Annotated in this window: 10 protein-coding genes; all 10 read left to right on the plus strand. The window is 65.5% G+C overall.

Going from position 1 to position 16,560, the window contains the following annotated elements; translation table 11 throughout:
* The first annotated feature begins 107 nt into the window (after positions 1 to 107).
* Positions 108 to 1,895 carry a sensor histidine kinase gene (locus tag HNQ71_RS13805; protein WP_184873083.1) on the plus strand — a complete coding sequence of 596 codons (1,788 nt, stop codon included), beginning with the start codon at positions 108 to 110 and terminating at the stop codon, positions 1,893 to 1,895.
* A gap of 35 nt (positions 1,896 to 1,930) precedes the next feature.
* Positions 1,931 to 2,428: an HPr kinase/phosphorylase gene (locus HNQ71_RS13810; RefSeq protein ID WP_246461502.1), complete on the plus strand. Its 498-nt coding sequence runs from the start codon at positions 1,931 to 1,933 to the stop codon at positions 2,426 to 2,428.
* Positions 2,429 to 2,592: 164 nt separating this feature from the next.
* The gene (locus HNQ71_RS13815) at positions 2,593 to 2,994 is read left to right on the plus strand and encodes a PTS sugar transporter subunit IIA (protein WP_056589309.1); all 402 of its coding nucleotides are present in this window, start codon (positions 2,593 to 2,595) and stop codon (positions 2,992 to 2,994) included.
* Entirely contained in the window at positions 2,991 to 3,287 is a 297-nt protein-coding gene (locus tag HNQ71_RS13820; RefSeq protein WP_184873084.1) for an HPr family phosphocarrier protein, read from the plus strand. The genes HNQ71_RS13815 and HNQ71_RS13820 overlap by 4 nt, the downstream gene beginning before the upstream one ends.
* 181 nt (positions 3,288 to 3,468) lie before the next feature.
* Positions 3,469 to 4,869, plus strand: coding sequence for an adenosylhomocysteinase (gene ahcY / locus HNQ71_RS13825; RefSeq protein ID WP_095083195.1), 1,401 nt, complete (start codon positions 3,469 to 3,471; stop codon positions 4,867 to 4,869).
* A gap of 202 nt (positions 4,870 to 5,071) precedes the next feature.
* Positions 5,072 to 7,627 (plus strand): sensor histidine kinase, encoded by a 2,556-nt coding sequence (locus HNQ71_RS13830; protein WP_184873085.1) that lies wholly within the window; start codon positions 5,072 to 5,074, stop codon positions 7,625 to 7,627.
* A gap of 8 nt (positions 7,628 to 7,635) precedes the next feature.
* Entirely contained in the window at positions 7,636 to 9,147 is a 1,512-nt protein-coding gene (tsaE, locus tag HNQ71_RS13835; RefSeq protein ID WP_184873086.1) for a tRNA (adenosine(37)-N6)-threonylcarbamoyltransferase complex ATPase subunit type 1 TsaE, read from the plus strand.
* Complete coding sequence (locus tag HNQ71_RS13840; protein WP_184873087.1) at positions 9,144 to 9,872, plus strand: NTP transferase domain-containing protein; 729 nt, start codon at positions 9,144 to 9,146, stop codon at positions 9,870 to 9,872. Before tsaE ends, HNQ71_RS13840 begins: the two co-directional genes overlap by 4 nt.
* Entirely contained in the window at positions 9,869 to 13,003 is a 3,135-nt protein-coding gene (gene addB / locus HNQ71_RS13845) for a double-strand break repair protein AddB (protein WP_184873088.1), read from the plus strand. The genes HNQ71_RS13840 and addB overlap by 4 nt, the downstream gene beginning before the upstream one ends.
* Complete coding sequence (gene addA, locus HNQ71_RS13850; protein ID WP_184873089.1) at positions 13,000 to 16,512, plus strand: double-strand break repair helicase AddA; 3,513 nt, start codon at positions 13,000 to 13,002, stop codon at positions 16,510 to 16,512. Before addB ends, addA begins: the two co-directional genes overlap by 4 nt.
* Positions 16,513 to 16,560: the final 48 nt, after the last annotated feature.

Here is a 16,560-nt window from a genome sequence, read left to right on the forward strand (position 1 = left end):
GATAACGACATGCGTCAAAGCAAGGTAATGCATGTCGCCCAAAAGTGGGCCCGGTTTTGGGACAACGACATGCATCAAGGCAAAGACTAGGCGGGAGCTGCTATTCGATGGCAGTGGAAGCACAGCAGCGAACAAGACCGGCGGGCGCTGCCAGGCGGCCGTCGCGTATCATGCCGTCATTCGTGTCGAAAATCACTGTGCCGATGCGCCGCTTCCTCGGCCATCACATCTTTTCCAGCCTGACGCGGCGTATCCTCTTCCTCAACCTCGCCGGCCTCGCCGTCCTGGTCACCGGCATCCTCTATCTCAACACCTTCCGTGACGGGCTGATCGACGCCCGCGTCGAAAGCCTGATGACCCAGGGCGAGATCATCGCCGGCGCCATTGCCGCATCGGCGACGGTCGAGACGGATTCGATCAGCATCGACCCGGAAAAGCTGCTCGAGCTGCAGGCCGGCGAAAGCCTTGGGCCGGGCTCGGACCAGCTCGACAATCTCGACTTCCCGATCAATCCGGAGCGTGTCGCGCCGGTGCTGAGAAGGCTGATCTCGCCGACCCGCACGCGCGCCCGCATCTATGACCGCGATGCCAATCTGCTGCTCGATTCGCGCCATCTCTATTCGCGTGGCCAGATCCTGCGCTACGACCTGCCGCCGGTTGAAGAGGAAGAGCCCGATCTGGTCGAGCGCATCCAGAAATTTGTCTTCGATTTCTTCCGCAACACCGCGCTGCCGGTCTATCACGAGCAGCCGGGCGGCAATGGCGCCGCTTTCCCGGAAGTGGTCAAGGCGCTCACCGGCAGCCCGTCGACCATCGTGCGCGTATCGGAACAGGGCGAGCAGATCGTTTCGGTGGCGGTACCGATCCAGCGCTTCCGCGCCGTCCTCGGCGTGCTGATGCTGTCGACGGAAGGCGGCGACATCGACAAGATCGTCGCCGCCGAGCGCAAGGCGATCCTGCGCGTCTTCGGCATCGCGGCGCTTGTCACCGCCATCCTGTCGATGCTGCTTGCCTCCACCATCGCCAATCCGCTGCGCCGGCTGTCGGCGGCGGCCGTGCGGGTGCGGCGCGGCGTCAAGAGCCGCGAGGAAATTCCGGACTTTTCCGATCGCCAGGATGAGATCGGCAATCTGTCGATCGCCATACGCGACATGACCAACGCGCTCTACGCCCGCATCGAGGCAATCGAAAGCTTTGCAGCGGATGTGTCGCACGAATTGAAGAACCCGCTGACCTCGCTTCGCAGCGCGGTGGAAACCTTGCCGCTGGCCAAGAACGACAATTCGCGCGGCCGGCTGATGGACATCATCCAGCACGACGTCAGGCGGCTGGACCGGCTGATCACCGATATTTCCGACGCCTCCCGCCTCGATGCCGAACTGGCGCGTGAAGATGCAGGCACGGTCGACCTGAAGAAATTCATCACCGACCTCGTTGCCGTTTCGCGTGAAGCCACGCGCAACAAGAAGGCCGTCGAGATCGAGTTCAAGGTCGCCAAGCTGCCGCAGGGCGTCAAAGGCTATGTGGTCGTCGGCCATGATCTGCGCATCGGCCAGGTCATCACCAACCTGATCGAGAACGCCCGCTCCTTCGTTCCCGAGGACCATGGCCACATCAGCCTGTCGCTGGCGCGCGCCGGCAAGTTCAACATCGTCACCGTCGACGACAATGGTCCCGGCATCCGCGCCGACAACATCGACCGCATCTTCGAACGCTTCTACACCGACCGGCCCGCAGGCGAGGCGTTCGGCCAGAATTCGGGTCTTGGCCTGTCGATATCCAGGCAGATCGTCGAGGCCCATGGCGGCACCTTGACCGCCGAAAACATCCCCGGCACCAAGCCTGGCGAAATCAAAGGCGCGCGCTTCGTCGTGACACTGCCGGCCGAAGCATGATCCCGAAAAGTGGGAACCGGTTTTCGGACAGGATCATGCTTCATTCAGAAAGCATGATCCCGGATAAGATCGTGCCTGATCCGGCTGCGCAGCCTGAAAACATTCACGGGACCGCGATCCTGATCGGCGATCGCGGCGTCCTTATCACCGGGCGGTCCGGCGCCGGCAAGACGACGCTGGCGCTGACACTCCTGGACCATTGCCGCGCGCGCGGGCTGTTCTCGCGGCTGATCGGCGACGACAGGCTGCTTGCCGCGGCCCGCGCCGGGCGGCTGGTCTGTCGCGTGCCGGCGACCATTGCCGGTCTCGCCGAGGTGCCTGGATTCATGCCGCGGCCGCTGCCGTTCGAGCCGGGCGGGGTGATCGACCTGCATGTGAGGCTGGTGCCAAAGGCAGAGATGGCCCGTTTCCAGGAGGAAATCAGCGAGCCGGTCGCAGGCTGCCCGGTGCCGCGTATCGACCTTGCCGAGCGCAACGCCGCCACCGCCTTGCCCGCCGTGATGGCGCGGTTGTCGATCGCGCCTTTTCGATGATCCGCTCCGGATTTTTTGTTGCAATGCGTCAAAATGGCATGGGCCGGCGCAATTTGGGGCTTGTCAACCGGCCGCGCGTCGACAAGATAGCGCTCCCGCCGCCTGGAATGGCTGGCGAGCATAATATGCGCCTGTGAAGCGGCGATGACGGGAGCCACCAAAGAATGATCGGACTCGTGCTTGTAACGCACGGTCAACTGGCCGCCGAGTTCCGACATGCCGTGGAACATGTCGTCGGGCCACAAGACAATTTCGAAACCGTGGCGATCGGCGCCGATGACGATATGGAGCAGCGTCGCCGCGACATCGTCGACGCCGTCGCACGTGTCGACACCGGGACGGGCGTCATCGTGCTGACCGACATGTTCGGCGGCACCCCTTCCAACCTTGCCATTTCGGTGATGGAGTCCGGCCGCACCGAGGTGATCGCCGGCATGAACCTGCCGATGCTGATCAAGCTCTCCTCGATCCGCAAGGGCGACAACATGGCGGCCGCACTTGACGAGGCGCAGGCCGCCGGCCGCAAATACATCAACGTCGCCAGCCAGCTATTGAGCAGCAAATGAACGCGCTGTCCCCGGAAGAAGACCAGATCGTCCGGGACTTTCCGATCATCAACCAGCGCGGCCTGCACGCGCGCGCCTCGGCGAAATTCGTCCAGCTGGCGAGCGGCTTCGACGCCTCGGTGCATGTCGAGAAGGATGGCGTCAAGGTCGGCGGCACCTCGATCATGGGCCTGATGATGCTGGCGGCAAGCCCGGGCTACTCGATCCGTGTCACCGCCAGCGGGCCGGAGGCGCTGCAGGTCATCGACGCGCTGGAGCAACTGGTGGCGTCCCGTTTCGGCGAGGAAAGCTGATCCTCACATCGCCAAAGCATGTCCGATGGACATGCAGGGATAAAGATTTCTTTATATCCCATTGTCGTCCAAGCCCCGATCTGCTAGTCAGACCGGCAATTCGCGCCCTTCGACGCGCCGACCGGCGTGGGCGCATCCGCAACCAATTCGCAGCAAGAACAATTCGCATCGGAGCACTGCCATGACGGGTAGCAAGGACTATGTGGTCGCCGACATCTCGCTTGCCGGCTGGGGCCGCAAGGAAATCGAGATCGCCGAAACCGAAATGCCGGGCCTGATGGCCAGCCGCGAGGAATTCGGTGACAAGAAGCCGCTGAAGGGCGCGCGCATCACCGGCTCGCTGCACATGACCATCCAGACGGCGGTGCTGATCGAGACGCTGAAGGCTCTCGGCGCCGATATCCGCTGGGCTTCGTGCAACATCTTCTCGACCCAGGACCATGCGGCCGCGGCCATCGCCGAGGCGGGTATCCCCGTGTTCGCCGTCAAGGGCGAGTCGCTCGAGGAATATTGGGATTACACAGACAAGATCTTCCAGTGGGCCGACGGCGGCACCTCCAACATGATCCTCGATGATGGCGGCGACGCCACCATGTACATCCTGATCGGCGCCCGCGCCGAGGCCGGCGAGGACGTGCTGTCCAACCCGCAGAGCGAGGAAGAGGAATATTTCTACGCCCAGGTCAAGAAGCGCCTGAAGGCTTCGCCCGGCTTCTTCACCAAGCAGAAGGCGGCGATCCGCGGCGTCACCGAAGAGACGACCACCGGCGTCAACCGGCTTTACCAGTTGCAGAAGAAGGGCCTGTTGCCCTTCCCCGCCATCAACGTCAACGACTCGGTCACCAAGTCGAAGTTCGACAACAAATATGGCTGCAAGGAATCGCTGGTCGACGGCATCCGCCGCGGCACCGACACCATGATGGCCGGCAAGGTCGCGGTCGTCTGCGGCTACGGCGACGTCGGCAAGGGCTCGTCGGCCTCGCTCAAGGGCGCCGGCGCCCGCGTCAAGGTCACCGAGGTCGACCCGATCTGCGCCCTGCAGGCGGCGATGGACGGTTTTGAAGTCGTCACGCTGGAAGATGCGGCACCCACCGCCGACATCGTCATCACCACCACCGGCAACAAGGACGTCGTCACCCTCGACCACATGCGCTCGATGAAGGACATGGTGATCGTCGGCAACATCGGTCACTTCGACAATGAGATCCAGGTCGCCGCGCTGCGCAACCTGAAATGGACCAACGTCAAGCCGCAGGTCGACATGATCACCTTCCCGGATGGCAAGCGGATGATCCTGCTGTCGGAAGGCCGGCTGCTCAATCTCGGCAACGCCACCGGTCATCCGAGCTTCGTCATGTCGGCTTCGTTCACCAACCAGGTGCTGGCCCAGATCGAGCTCTACACCAAGCCCGGTCAGTACGCGAACCAGGTCTATGTCCTGCCCAAGCATCTCGATGAAAAGGTCGCGCGCCTGCATCTCGACAAGCTTGGCGCCCGCCTGACCGAATTGTCCGGTGAGCAGGCCGCCTATATCGGCGTGACCCAGCAGGGACCGTTCAAGCCGGAACACTACCGCTATTAACCAAAGCTAAAATTGCTACCAGATATTGATGCCGGGCGATTGACTTTTCGCCCGGCTTTATTTTTGCGCGCCGCCAGCCTTCACGGCGATTCGGCGAGGGTTTATTGTCAGGTGATTCGCGACGCTTCCGGCCCGAGAGGGGGATCGAGAGAGGCGCGCATTCAGGGCGGTCTTGCATTCAGGCGGCGGAGAGGACCAAGACATGCCGGGGCAACACCCGCACACAGCGGGACGGGCCGTTTCCGGCGGCCAAGACGATTCGGAGGTTACTGGCTCCGCCTTGCAAGGCGGAGGCCTGTCATGGCGTGCTCGCGCGGCACTGTTCCTTGCCACATCCGCGTTTGCCTGCCCCTTGGCCAATGCGGTTGCGCATGCGCAAGCCGCCGGCGTGGCCACGGCCGGGATGTCGATCAGCGCGATCGAGGTCATGCAGCTTGCGGTGTTTGTCGGCGTGACCGGCGCGGCACTTCTGTCGGCCATCGTTCTCATCCGCGAAAGAGCCCGCACCTCGGCGGACAATGTCGAACTCAGGAGCCGCCTCGCCGACATCAACGCGGCCCTGCGCCGCTCGGAGGCGCTGCTCAATCTGCGCGACCAGCGCCTGGTCGTCTGGGCCGCGGAAAACAAGAAACCCGAACTCATCGGCACATTGCCCGTCGAAAGCGGTGCTCCCGAGGACCGGGCCGCTTTCCTAGCTTTCGGCCGCTGGCTGATGCCGCGTTCGGCGGCGGCGCTCGAACACGCCGTCGCGGGTTTGCGCGAAAAGGCGAAGCACTTCGACCTCGTCATCGAATCGCAGGCCGGCGCACCGCTCGAAGTGCATGGCCGCAAGAGCGCCGCCCATGTGCTCGTGCGTTTCGTCTCGCTCTCGGAGACGCAGCGCAGCCAGGCCAGGCTGAAGATCGAGAACCAGCGGCTGGCCGCCGACCATGACACGATGATCGGCCTGCTCGACGCGCTGAACATGCCGGCATGGCTTCGCAGCGAGGATGGGCGGCTGAAGTGGGTCAACCGGGCCTATGCCGATGCGGTCGAAGCCGAAAGTGCCGAAGCCGCGGTTCGCGAGGCAAAGGAGTTCCTCGGCGGCCAGGCACGCGATGCGATTGCCGCCCAGCACAAAACGCATCCGGTCTTCGAGCAGTCGCTTTCCACCGTGATCGAAGGCGACCGCCGAGTGTTTGCGGTTACCGATTTTGCCGGCGCCGATGGCTCTGCCGGCCTTGCCTGCGACATCAGCGCCATCGAGACCGTTCGCACCGAGTACGAACGGACCGTCAGGAGCCACGCCGACACGCTCGATCAGCTCAACACGGCTGTCGCCATTTTCGACACCGACGAGAAGTTGCGGTTCTTCAACCAGGCTTTCCAGAAGCTGTGGGGGCTCGACAGCGGCTTCCTGCACAGCGCTCCCGACAATGCCCTGCTGCTCGACCGGCTGCGCAGCTCGGGCAAGATCGCCGAGCAGCCGGAATGGCGCCGCTGGAAGGAAGGCCTGCTCGGCGCTTACCGCGCGGTCGAATCGCAGGAACATTGGTGGCATCTGCCGGACGGTAAGACCATCCGCGTCGTCGCCAACCCGCAGCCCAAGGGCGGCGTGACCTGGGTATTCGAAAACCTGACCGAGAAGATGGACCTCGAAAGCCGCTACCAGACAGCGGTGCGGGTGCAGGGCGAGACGCTCGACAACCTTGCCGAAGGCGTGGCGGTGTTCGGCCCCGATGGCAGGCTTCGGCTGTCGAACCCTGCCTTTGCCAAGCTCTGGGGCTTGAGCGGCGATGCGGCCAAGCCCAATGTGCACGTGTCCGCGATCCGCGACCTTTGCGACCGGCAGGCGGCGGACAGTCCCTGGCCGGGCTTCGTTGCCGCCATCACCGGCTTCGACGACGAGCGCCGCGACCGCCACGGCCAGACCGAACTCAACAATGGCAATGTGCTGAGCTACGCCATAATCCCGTTGCCTAACGGGCAAGTGATGATGACCTTCGTCGACGTCACCGACAGCGTCAACGTCGAGCGGGCGCTGAAGGACAAGAACGAGGCGCTGCAGAAATCCGATCAGCTCAAGAACGAATTCGTCCAGCACGTCTCCTATGAATTGCGCTCGCCGCTGACCAACATCATCGGCTTCACCGAACTTCTGTCGCTGCCGGCGACCGGTCCTCTGACGCAGAAACAGCGCGAATATGTCGAGCATGTCGGCTCGTCCTCCTCGGTCCTGCTCACCATCGTCAACGACATCCTGGACCTGGCGACGGTCGACGCCGGCATCATGCAACTCGACATTTCAGAGGTGCATGTCGATCGCACCATCGCGGCTGCGGCCGAACTGGTGGCCGACCGGCTGGAGGAGCATTCGATCAGGCTCGAGGTCGATGCCGCCGCGGCGCCGAAGACGTTCCACGGCGACGAAATCCGCGTGCGCCAGATCCTCTACAATCTGCTCAGCAACGCCGCCAACTACGCGCCGGAAGCCAGCACCATCCGGCTCACCTGCCGCCATCTGGCGGACGGGGTGGAATTCTCGGTTCATGACGACGGCCCCGGCATGCCGCCGGATTTGCTCGATTCGGTGTTTCGCCGTTTTGAGCCGCGTGCCAATGGCGGCCGCCGGCGCGGTGCCGGTCTCGGCCTGTCGATCGTCAAGAGCTTTGTCGAGCTGCATGGCGGCAGCGTTCGCATCGAAACCGGCAAGGACAAGGGCACGACCGTCATCTGCACCTTTCCCGACATGCCGGGCATCCGCGCTGCGGCCGAGTAGCGCGCTCGATGACGGGACCGGTGCTGGAGCGTTTACTCTCCGACGAGACACAGACGGCGTTGCTGGGCGAGGATCTGGCGATGTCTTTGCGACCAGGCGACGTCCTGGCGCTCAAGGGCGACCTCGGCGCCGGCAAGTCCACCCTGGCGCGGGCGTTGATCAGGGCTTTGGCCGACGATGCCGGTCTCGATGTTCCAAGCCCGACCTTCACGCTGGTGCAAAGCTACGACACCCGCATCCGTGTCCATCATTTCGATCTCTACCGCCTGTCCTCGGCGGCTGAGATTGACGAACTTGGTTTCGACGAAGCCCTGGCGCAAGGCGCAGCCCTGGTCGAGTGGCCGGAACGAGCCGAAGATTACCTGCCGAAAACCTCGGTTCTGATCGAACTCGTCCAGCATGGCGAGGGCCGGCTGGCCCGGCTGTCGGGCGAGGGCGCTGCCTTCGACCGCGCGGCACGATCGCTGGCCATGCGCGACTTTCTCGAAAGTGCCGGCTGGGGCGAAGCAAGGCGCCGCCATCTCATCGGCGATGCCTCGGCTCGCTCCTACGAGATTGTTTCGCTTGCCGGCCGAAAGCCGCAGGTCTTGATGAACTCGCCGCGGCTGGTGCTCGGGCCGCCGGTCCGCGACGGCAGGCCCTATGCCGAGATCGCACATACCGCGCAGTCGGTCTCCGCCTTCGTCGCCGTCGACCGGGCTTTGAAGGCGGGTGGGGTCAGCGTTCCGGAAATCCATGCCGAGGACCAGGATCAGGGGTTCCTGCTGCTCGAACATCTTGGTTCCGAGGGATTTCTCGGTGGCGATGGCCAGCCGGCGGCCGAGCGTTATGCGGCGGCGGCCCAATTGCTGGCCACGATGCACGGCAGGACCTGGCCGCAACGCCTGCCGACGGGGCATGGCGGCTTCCATGACGTGCCGCCTTTCGACCGCGACGCCATGATGATCGAAGCCGATCTGCTGGTCGACTGGTACGTGCCGGCGATAACGGGCAGCCCGGCAAGCGATGCCTTGCGCGCCGGTTACCACAAGGAGTGGAACGCACTCCTCGACCGGCTGCAAGGCCGCGAAACCACGCTGATGCTGCGTGATTTCCATTCGCCCAACATCATCTGGCGTGGCGACCGCACCGGGCATGATCGGCTGGGCATCGTCGATTTCCAGGACGCGCTGATCGGTCCGTGCGCCTATGACGTCGCCTCGCTCGCCATGGACGCGCGTGTTACGATGTCGCCCGAGATCGAGCGGGAGACGCTCGACGCCTATGTCGCGGCGCGCCACGCCGCCGGTGGTTTTGATGAAGCAGGCTTCCTGGAATCCTACGCAATCATGGCGGCGCAGCGAAACTCCAAGATCCTCGGCATCTTCGTCCGTCTCGAAAAGCGCGACGGCAAGCCCTATTATCTGAAGCACCTGCCGCGCATTCGCGATTATCTGCGCCGGGCGCTGTCCCATCCGACGCTGGCCAGCCTGCGGGAATTCTACAACGCCAACGGTTTGCTGGAGGAGCGGGCACTGTGACAGCAAGACCGGACACTGCCATCGTGCTCGCCGCCGGGCTTGGCAAGCGCATGCGGCCGATCACCGACACCCTTCCCAAGCCGCTGGTCAAGATCGCCGGCAAGACCTTGCTTGACTGGGGGCTCAACAGCCTGGCCGCCGCCGGTGTCGGCAAGGCCGTCGTCAACGTCCATTATCTTCCCGAACAGATCATTGCCCATGTCGCGGCGCGGCGCGCGCCACGGATCATCATTTCCGACGAGAGCGACCGGCTTCTCGATTCCGCCGGCGGCATCGTCAAGGCGTTGCCGGAGCTGGGCGAGCAGCCCTTCTTCATCCTCAATGCCGACACCTTCTGGATCGACCAGGGTCCTCTCAATCTCGGCCGCCTTGCCCTTGCATGGGACGCGGCGAAAATGGATATTCTGCTGATGTTGGCGGATCTCCATCAGGCGACCGGACACTGCGGCAGCACCGATTTCCTGGTGGCGCCGGATGGCGGCTTGCGGCGATCAAAAGGTGATCCGGCCGGCCTGATCTATGCCGGGGCGGCAATCGTCCATCCGCGCCTGTTCGAGGATGCGCAGCCCGGGCCGCACTCGCTCAACGCCTATTTCGACACCGCCATTGCTGCCGGCCGGCTGTTCGGCATGCCGATGCACGGCCATTGGATCACCGTCGGCACGCCCGAAGCCATTCCGCTCGCGGAAGCGGCAGTGGCCGACGCGCTAGCCGAGTCACGATGAGCGGCTCAAGCCGCGTTTTCTCAATTCCCTCCGGAGCGCCGTTTCTGCCGACGCTTGCCGAGGCGCTGCTTGCCGGGCGTCTTGTTCCCGGTTTTCGGTTTGATGGCGACCCGCTCGCTTTGGCCGACGTCACCATCTATGTGCCGACGCGGCGCGCGGCGCGCGCCTTGCGGGGTGCCTTCGTCGACAGCCTCGCGGCACGCGGCGGCGGCGGTTCGGCGATCCTGCCAGTCATCCGTCCGCTCGGCGAGTTCGATGAGGATGAGGCCGCATTCGAAACCGAGGCGTCCGCCGCCATCGACCTCGCGCCGCCGATCGCGGCAACCGAACGCCTGTTGCTGCTGGCGCCGCTGGTACGCGCCTGGAAACGCCGTCTGCCGGCGCATGTCGCGGCGCTCTTCGCCGAGGAGATCGTCATCCCGGCCTCTGCCGCCGACGCGATCTGGCTGGCGCGCGATCTCGCCCGGCTGATGGACGAGATCGAGACGGAAGGCACGGATTGGGCCAAGCTCACCGACCTGGTGACCGGCAACCTTGCCGGATGGTGGCAAGTGACGCTCGAATTTCTCGGCATTGTCACCGATGCCTGGCCGAAATTCCTTGAAGAGCGCGATCGCTCCAACCCGGCCGCGCATCGCAGCGCGCTGATCCGTGCCGAAGCCGCACGGCTGCAGCGCAATCCGCCGGCCGGGCCGGTCATCGCCGCGGGCTCGACCGGCTCGATACCGGCCACGGCCGAGCTGCTTGCCGCGATCGCCCGCCTGCCCGGCGGCGCCATCGTGCTGCCCGGTCTCGACCGCACGCTGGACGAAGCATCCTTCCAGGCTATAGCGGCGCCCGGCGCGCGTCCGGCCGTGCTCGGCCACCCGCAATACGGTCTCGCCAGGCTGATCGGCAAGATCGGCGTGCTGCGCGGCGATGTCGAGGAGATCGGCACAGCCGAGCCGCGGCTTGCGCTCCGCGCCGCCCTGGTCGGCGAAGCGTTGAGGCCGGCTGAAACCACCGAATTGTGGGCCGAAACGCGCGACGGCTTTTCAGCGTCCGACATCGCCGGGGCCTTTGCCGGCGTGACGCTGCTCGAAGCAGCCAGCGAACGCGATGAAGCCGTCGCTATCGCTGTCGTGCTCAAGCGCGCGGTCGAACAGCCCAGCCAAAGGGCGGCTCTTGTCACAGGCGACCGCGCGCTGGCGCGGCGCGTCTCGGTCGAGCTCCTGCGGTTCGGCGTTGTCGCCGACGATTCCGGCGGCACGCCGCTCGCCAACACCCCGGCCGCCGGCCTGCTCGGGCTGGCGCTCGAGGCGGTGTTCCGGCCAGGCGATCCCATAGGCCTGCTGTCACTGCTCAAACATCCGCTGCTTGGGCTTGGCCTCGAACGGGCCGATATGCGCCACGCGGCGGAACTCGTCGAACTGGTGGCGCTGCGCGGTGGCACTGGCCGCCCCGACATCGTTTCGCTACCGGAACTGTTCGAAACCCGTCTCACCGGTCTTGGCGGTGGCAGCCGGCAGCCCTTCTGGTTTTCCCGTCTGACCCTGCGCTCCATCGAAGCCGCGAAGAATTTGCTCGAACGTCTCACACAGGCGCTGGCGCCGCTCACGGCGTTTCGCGGCCAGGCGGACGCCGACCTCGCAGCCCTGGTCGGAGCCAGCGTCGTGGCGCTCGAAAATCTCGGTCGCACCACCGATGGCGGCCTTGGCGCCCTCTATGCGGGTGACGCCGGCGAGAAGCTTTCCGAATTGCTGCGCGGGCTGGTCGCGGCGTCTGCACCGCTGTCCTTCGCCGCAGACGAGTGGCCCGATGTGATGGCGGCGTTGATCGCGCCTGAAACGGTCAAGCCGGCACAGGGCACGGACAGGAACATTGCCATCTGGGGCGCGCTGGAAGCGCGCTTGCAGGACGTCGACACGCTGGTCATCGGCGGGCTCAACGAGGGCGTGTGGCCGCGCAAGCCCGAGAGCGACGGCTTCATGTCACGGCTGATGAAGACCGGCATCGATCTCGAACCGCCGGAACGGCGCATCGGTCTCGCGGCGCATGATTTCCAGATGGCCATGGGCGCCAAGACGGTGGTGCTGGCTCGCTCGGCGCGTGCCGGCGACGCGCCTGCCGTGCCGTCGCGCTGGCTGCAGCGCCTGCTCACCTTCATCGGCAACGACCAAGCGGCTGAACTGCGCCGCCGCGGCGACGAGTTGCTCGCCTGGGCGCGCGCGCTCGATACCGGTCCGAGACAGGACTTCGCGCCACGGCCGCAGCCGAAGCCGCCTTTGTCGGTGCGCCCGGGCCATTTCTCGGTCACCGAGATCGAGACCCTGCGCCGGGACCCCTACGCCGTCTATGCACGAAAAATTCTCGGCCTGATGCCGCTCGATCCGGTCATCCGCGATCCCGGTGCGGCCGAGCGCGGCACGCTGTTCCACGCTATCCTGCATCTGTTCTCGGCGCGCGTTGCCGATCCCCGCGCACCCGACGCGCTCGCCGGCCTCATCGCTGCCGGCCGCGCCTGTTTTGCCGAAGCCGTGCTTCCTGCCGATGTCGAGGCGGTGTGGTGGCCGCGGTTCGAAAAACTCGCCGCCAACATCATCGAGTGGGAGCGCACGCGCGCCGACGCGGTGATGCGGCGGCATGCCGAGGAGCGCGCCGGAAAGACCGTCGTTGGCCAGTCCGGCGTGACGCTATCCGGCTATGCCGACCGCGTCGACCTGCTGGCCGGTGGCATGGCCGACATATTGGACTACAAGACAGGCTCCTCGCCGTCCAAGGCGCAGGCGCACACGCTACTCGCACCGCAACTGGCGCTGGAGGGCGCGCTGCTCAGGCGCGGCGCCTTCAAGGATCTGGGCGCCCGCGAACCCTCGCAACTGGCCTTCGTGCGGCTCAAGCCGAATGGCGAGGTGTTCGAGGAATCGATCCTCGAACACAACCGCCAGCCGCGCACCGCCACCGATCTCGCCGAAGAGGCCTGGGCGCGGCTGGAAAAGCTGTTGGTCCACTATGCCGACCCGGCGACCGGCTATTTGTCGCGCGCGCTGCCGTTTCGCGAAGGCGAGACCGATGGCGATTACGACCATCTTGCCCGCGTGCTCGAATGGTCCGCCGGCGGCGATGCCGGCGACGAGGGAGGGGAGGCATGAAGAAAGCCTATCCCATCCCCAGCGATACCGCGACCAGCCAGGCCCGTGCCGCCGACCCCCAGAATTCCGCCTGGGTGTCGGCCAATGCCGGCTCCGGCAAGACCCATGTGCTGGCCCAGCGCGTCATCCGGCTGCTGCTGCGCGGCACCGATCCGTCAAAGATCCTGTGCCTGACCTATACGCGCGCCGCCGCTGCCAACATGTCGAACCGGGTCTTCTCGACGCTGTCGGAGTGGACGGCACTCGCCGACGCGGAGCTTGCGGCAAGGATCGAAACGCTGGAAGGCCGCCGGCCCGATCTTGAGACCATGCGCCGGGCGCGGCGCCTGTTTGCCGAGGCGCTGGAAACGCCCGGCGGGCTGAAGATCCAGACCATCCACGCCTTTTGCGAATCGGTGCTTCACCAGTTCCCGCTGGAGGCCAACATCCCGGCCCATTTCGAGATGCTCGATCCGCCGATGGAGGCATCGCTGTTCGCCACCGCGCGCCGCGACATGATTTCCGGAACGGCCGCCGGCGACATGGACCTGGCCGAGGCGTTTGCCACCATTCTCGATCGGGGCGGCGAAGCCGGGCTCGATGCCTTGCTGGGCGAGATCGTGCGCAAGCGCGACGGCTTGCGCAATTTCATCGACGCTGTCGGGCGCCACGGCACGCGTTTCCAGGCGCTGTTCGATGAATTCCATTTCCGCCCTGGTCAGACCGCCGAAGGCATAGCGGCATCGGTCTGGCCGTTGCCGGGTTTCCTGCCCGACTATTTTGCCGGCTTCGCCCAAGCCGCAGATGCCACCGATGCCAGGACGGTGCTGAACAACATCCTGCCTTATGCGCGTCAGGCTTTCGCCGAAAGCGACCCGGTTCGCCGTCTGCAACTGCTGGCGAGGGCCTTTCTCAAGACCGATGGCGACGCCTATGATCCGGCCAAGGCGTTCAAGAAGGCCCTGGTCGACCGGCTGCCGGATCTGGCGGAACGGTATCTCTCGACGGCCAATGCCATCGTCGAAACGGTCGACAGGCTGGCGCTGTTCAGGATGCTGGAAGGCACGCGCGCCGCGTTGACGATCGCCGACTGGCTGATCGCCCGCTACGAGGTGCTGAAGCGCAGCCGCGGCTTTCTCGACTTCAACGACCTGATCACCCGCACGGTCAATCTGCTGGCGCGGCCCGACGCCGGCCCCTGGGTGCAGTACAAGCTCGACCAGGGCATCGACCACATCCTGCTCGACGAGGCGCAAGACACCAGCCCGGATCAATGGGAGGTGGTGAAGCGGCTGGCGGAAGAGTTCTTTGCCGGCTTCGGCGCCCGCGACAGGGTGCATCGCACGATCTTTGCGGTCGGTGACGAAAAGCAGTCGATCTATTCCTTTCAGGGCGCCGCCCCGGATTCGTTCGCCGACAGCCGGCTGTTGTTTGCGGGACGGGTGCGTGATGCCGAGGCGTCCTTCGCCGACCTCAAGCTGACCTGGTCGTTTCGCTCGACCGACGACGTTCTGACCGCGGTCGACCGCGTCTTTGCCGATCCCATCGTGCGGCGCGGCATCAGCCATGACCCCGATCCGCTGCGCCACCAGGCGATCCGCACCGACGCGCCGGGCTATGTCGAAGTCTGGCCGTCGGTCGGTGCCGACGTCGTTGACGAGCCCGACGACTGGACGCAAGCCATCGACCATGCCCATGCGCCGGCGGTGCGCGTTGCCGAGCATGTCGCGGCCACCATTGCCGGCTGGATCGGCGCCGGCGAGATCATCGAAGGCCGTGGCAAGCGGCTGCGGCCGGGCGACGTGCTGGTGCTGGTGCGCAAGCGCGACCGCTTCGTCCATGCGCTGACCCGGGCGCTCAAACGCCGTGACATTCCGGTTGCCGGCGCCGACCGGCTGAGCCTGCCCGGACACATCGCGGTCAAGGACCTGATCGCGCTCGGCCACCTGCTCATCCAGCCGCAGGACGATCTGTCGCTCGCCGCCGTCCTGCGCAGCCCGATCTTCGATCTGCCGGAGGAGGGGCTTTTTGCGCTTGCAGCGGAGAGGCCGACCGGCCTGTCGCTGATCACGTCGCTGCGCGCCCATGCCGGTGAAAGCGAGGCATTGGCGGCGATCGTCGCCCAGCTCGACGTCTGGACGAACGAGGCCGCCTTCAAGCCGGTGTTCGAATTCTATGCAGGCCTGCTGGCACGCGATGGCGTGCGCAAAAGGATGATCGCGCGGCTCGGGCCCGAGGCCGGCGACATTCTCGACGAGTTCCTGAGCTTCTGCCTTGCCGAGGAGCGAACCGGCCTGCCCGGGCTGGAAGCCTTCCTGTCGACGCTGGAGAATGCCGGCCCCGAGATCAAGCGGGAAATGGACCAGACCCGCGACGAGGTCCGCGTCATGACCGTGCACGCGGCCAAGGGCCTGGAGGCACCGGTCGTGTTCCTGGTCGATGGCGGTTCGGCGCCGTTCAGCGACCAGCATCTGCCGCGCCTGATGCCCTTCGACGGCTCGGGCTGGGACGGCAAGGGCTATCTCTGGCGATCGGCCAGCGATGTCGCCAATGGGTTTTCGAAAGCGGCGGCGGTACGGGCGCGGGAGCTCGCCGACGACGAATACCGCCGGCTGCTCTATGTCGGCATGACCCGCGCCGAGGATCGGCTGATCGTCTGCGGTTATCACGGCAAGCGGGCGCCGAACTCCGGCACCTGGCACTCGATCGTCAGCCGCGCTCTGATCGGCGCGCCCGAGAGCGAGGAGCGTCCGCATCCGGCGGGCGGCGATCCGGTGCATCGGTTTCACGTCACCAAGCTGCCGCCCGTCGCACTGGTTTCCAGCGAGCAGGCGCGGCAGGCGCACAGTTTCGGGCCATTGCCGGCGACCCTGTTCCGGCCCTTGCCGCCCTTCGAGGATTTGCCGCGTCCGCTGTCGCCATCCGGCGCCTCTGCGCTCATCGACGAAGGCAAGGAAGCGGTGGTCGACAAGGCTTCGCCGGTGCTCGACGCCGATGCCGAGCCAGGCTTTGCCGTGCTGCGCGGGCTCGCCTTGCACAAATTGCTGCAGATGTTGCCGGGCATTGCCGAGGGCGAACGCGAGGGCGCGGCACAACGCTACCTCGCGCGAACAGGCGCGGACTGGCCTCAATCAGAGCGTGAAAAAGCTCTGACATCGGTCACAGCCATCCTTGCCGATCCTGGCTTCGGTCCGCTATTTGCGCCATCGTCGCGTGCCGAGGTCGCGATCATGGGCACCCTGGAGGTCAAGGGCAAGAAGCGCTCGATTTCCGGCAAGATCGACCGCCTTGCGGTGACGCCGGACGTGGTCTCCATCGTCGACTACAAGACCAACCGGCCGGCACCCGCCTCCCTGGCGGAGGTCCCGCCGGCCTATGTCCTGCAGCTCGCGCTCTATCGCGCCCTGCTGCAGCCGCTTTATTCCGGACGCACGGTCAAGGCGGCCTTGCTGTTCACCGAAGCGCCACGGCTGATCGAACTGCCGGCCAGCGCCATGGATGATGCCCTTGCTCGACTCACGGGAGCGTGACACAACACCTGCTTGAAGAAGGGCGCGATCACCACCACATTTGGTGCG

It is taken from the genome of Mesorhizobium sangaii (assembly GCF_014207355.1).
GTDB classification, from domain to species: Bacteria; Pseudomonadota; Alphaproteobacteria; order Rhizobiales; family Rhizobiaceae; genus Mesorhizobium; species Mesorhizobium sangaii.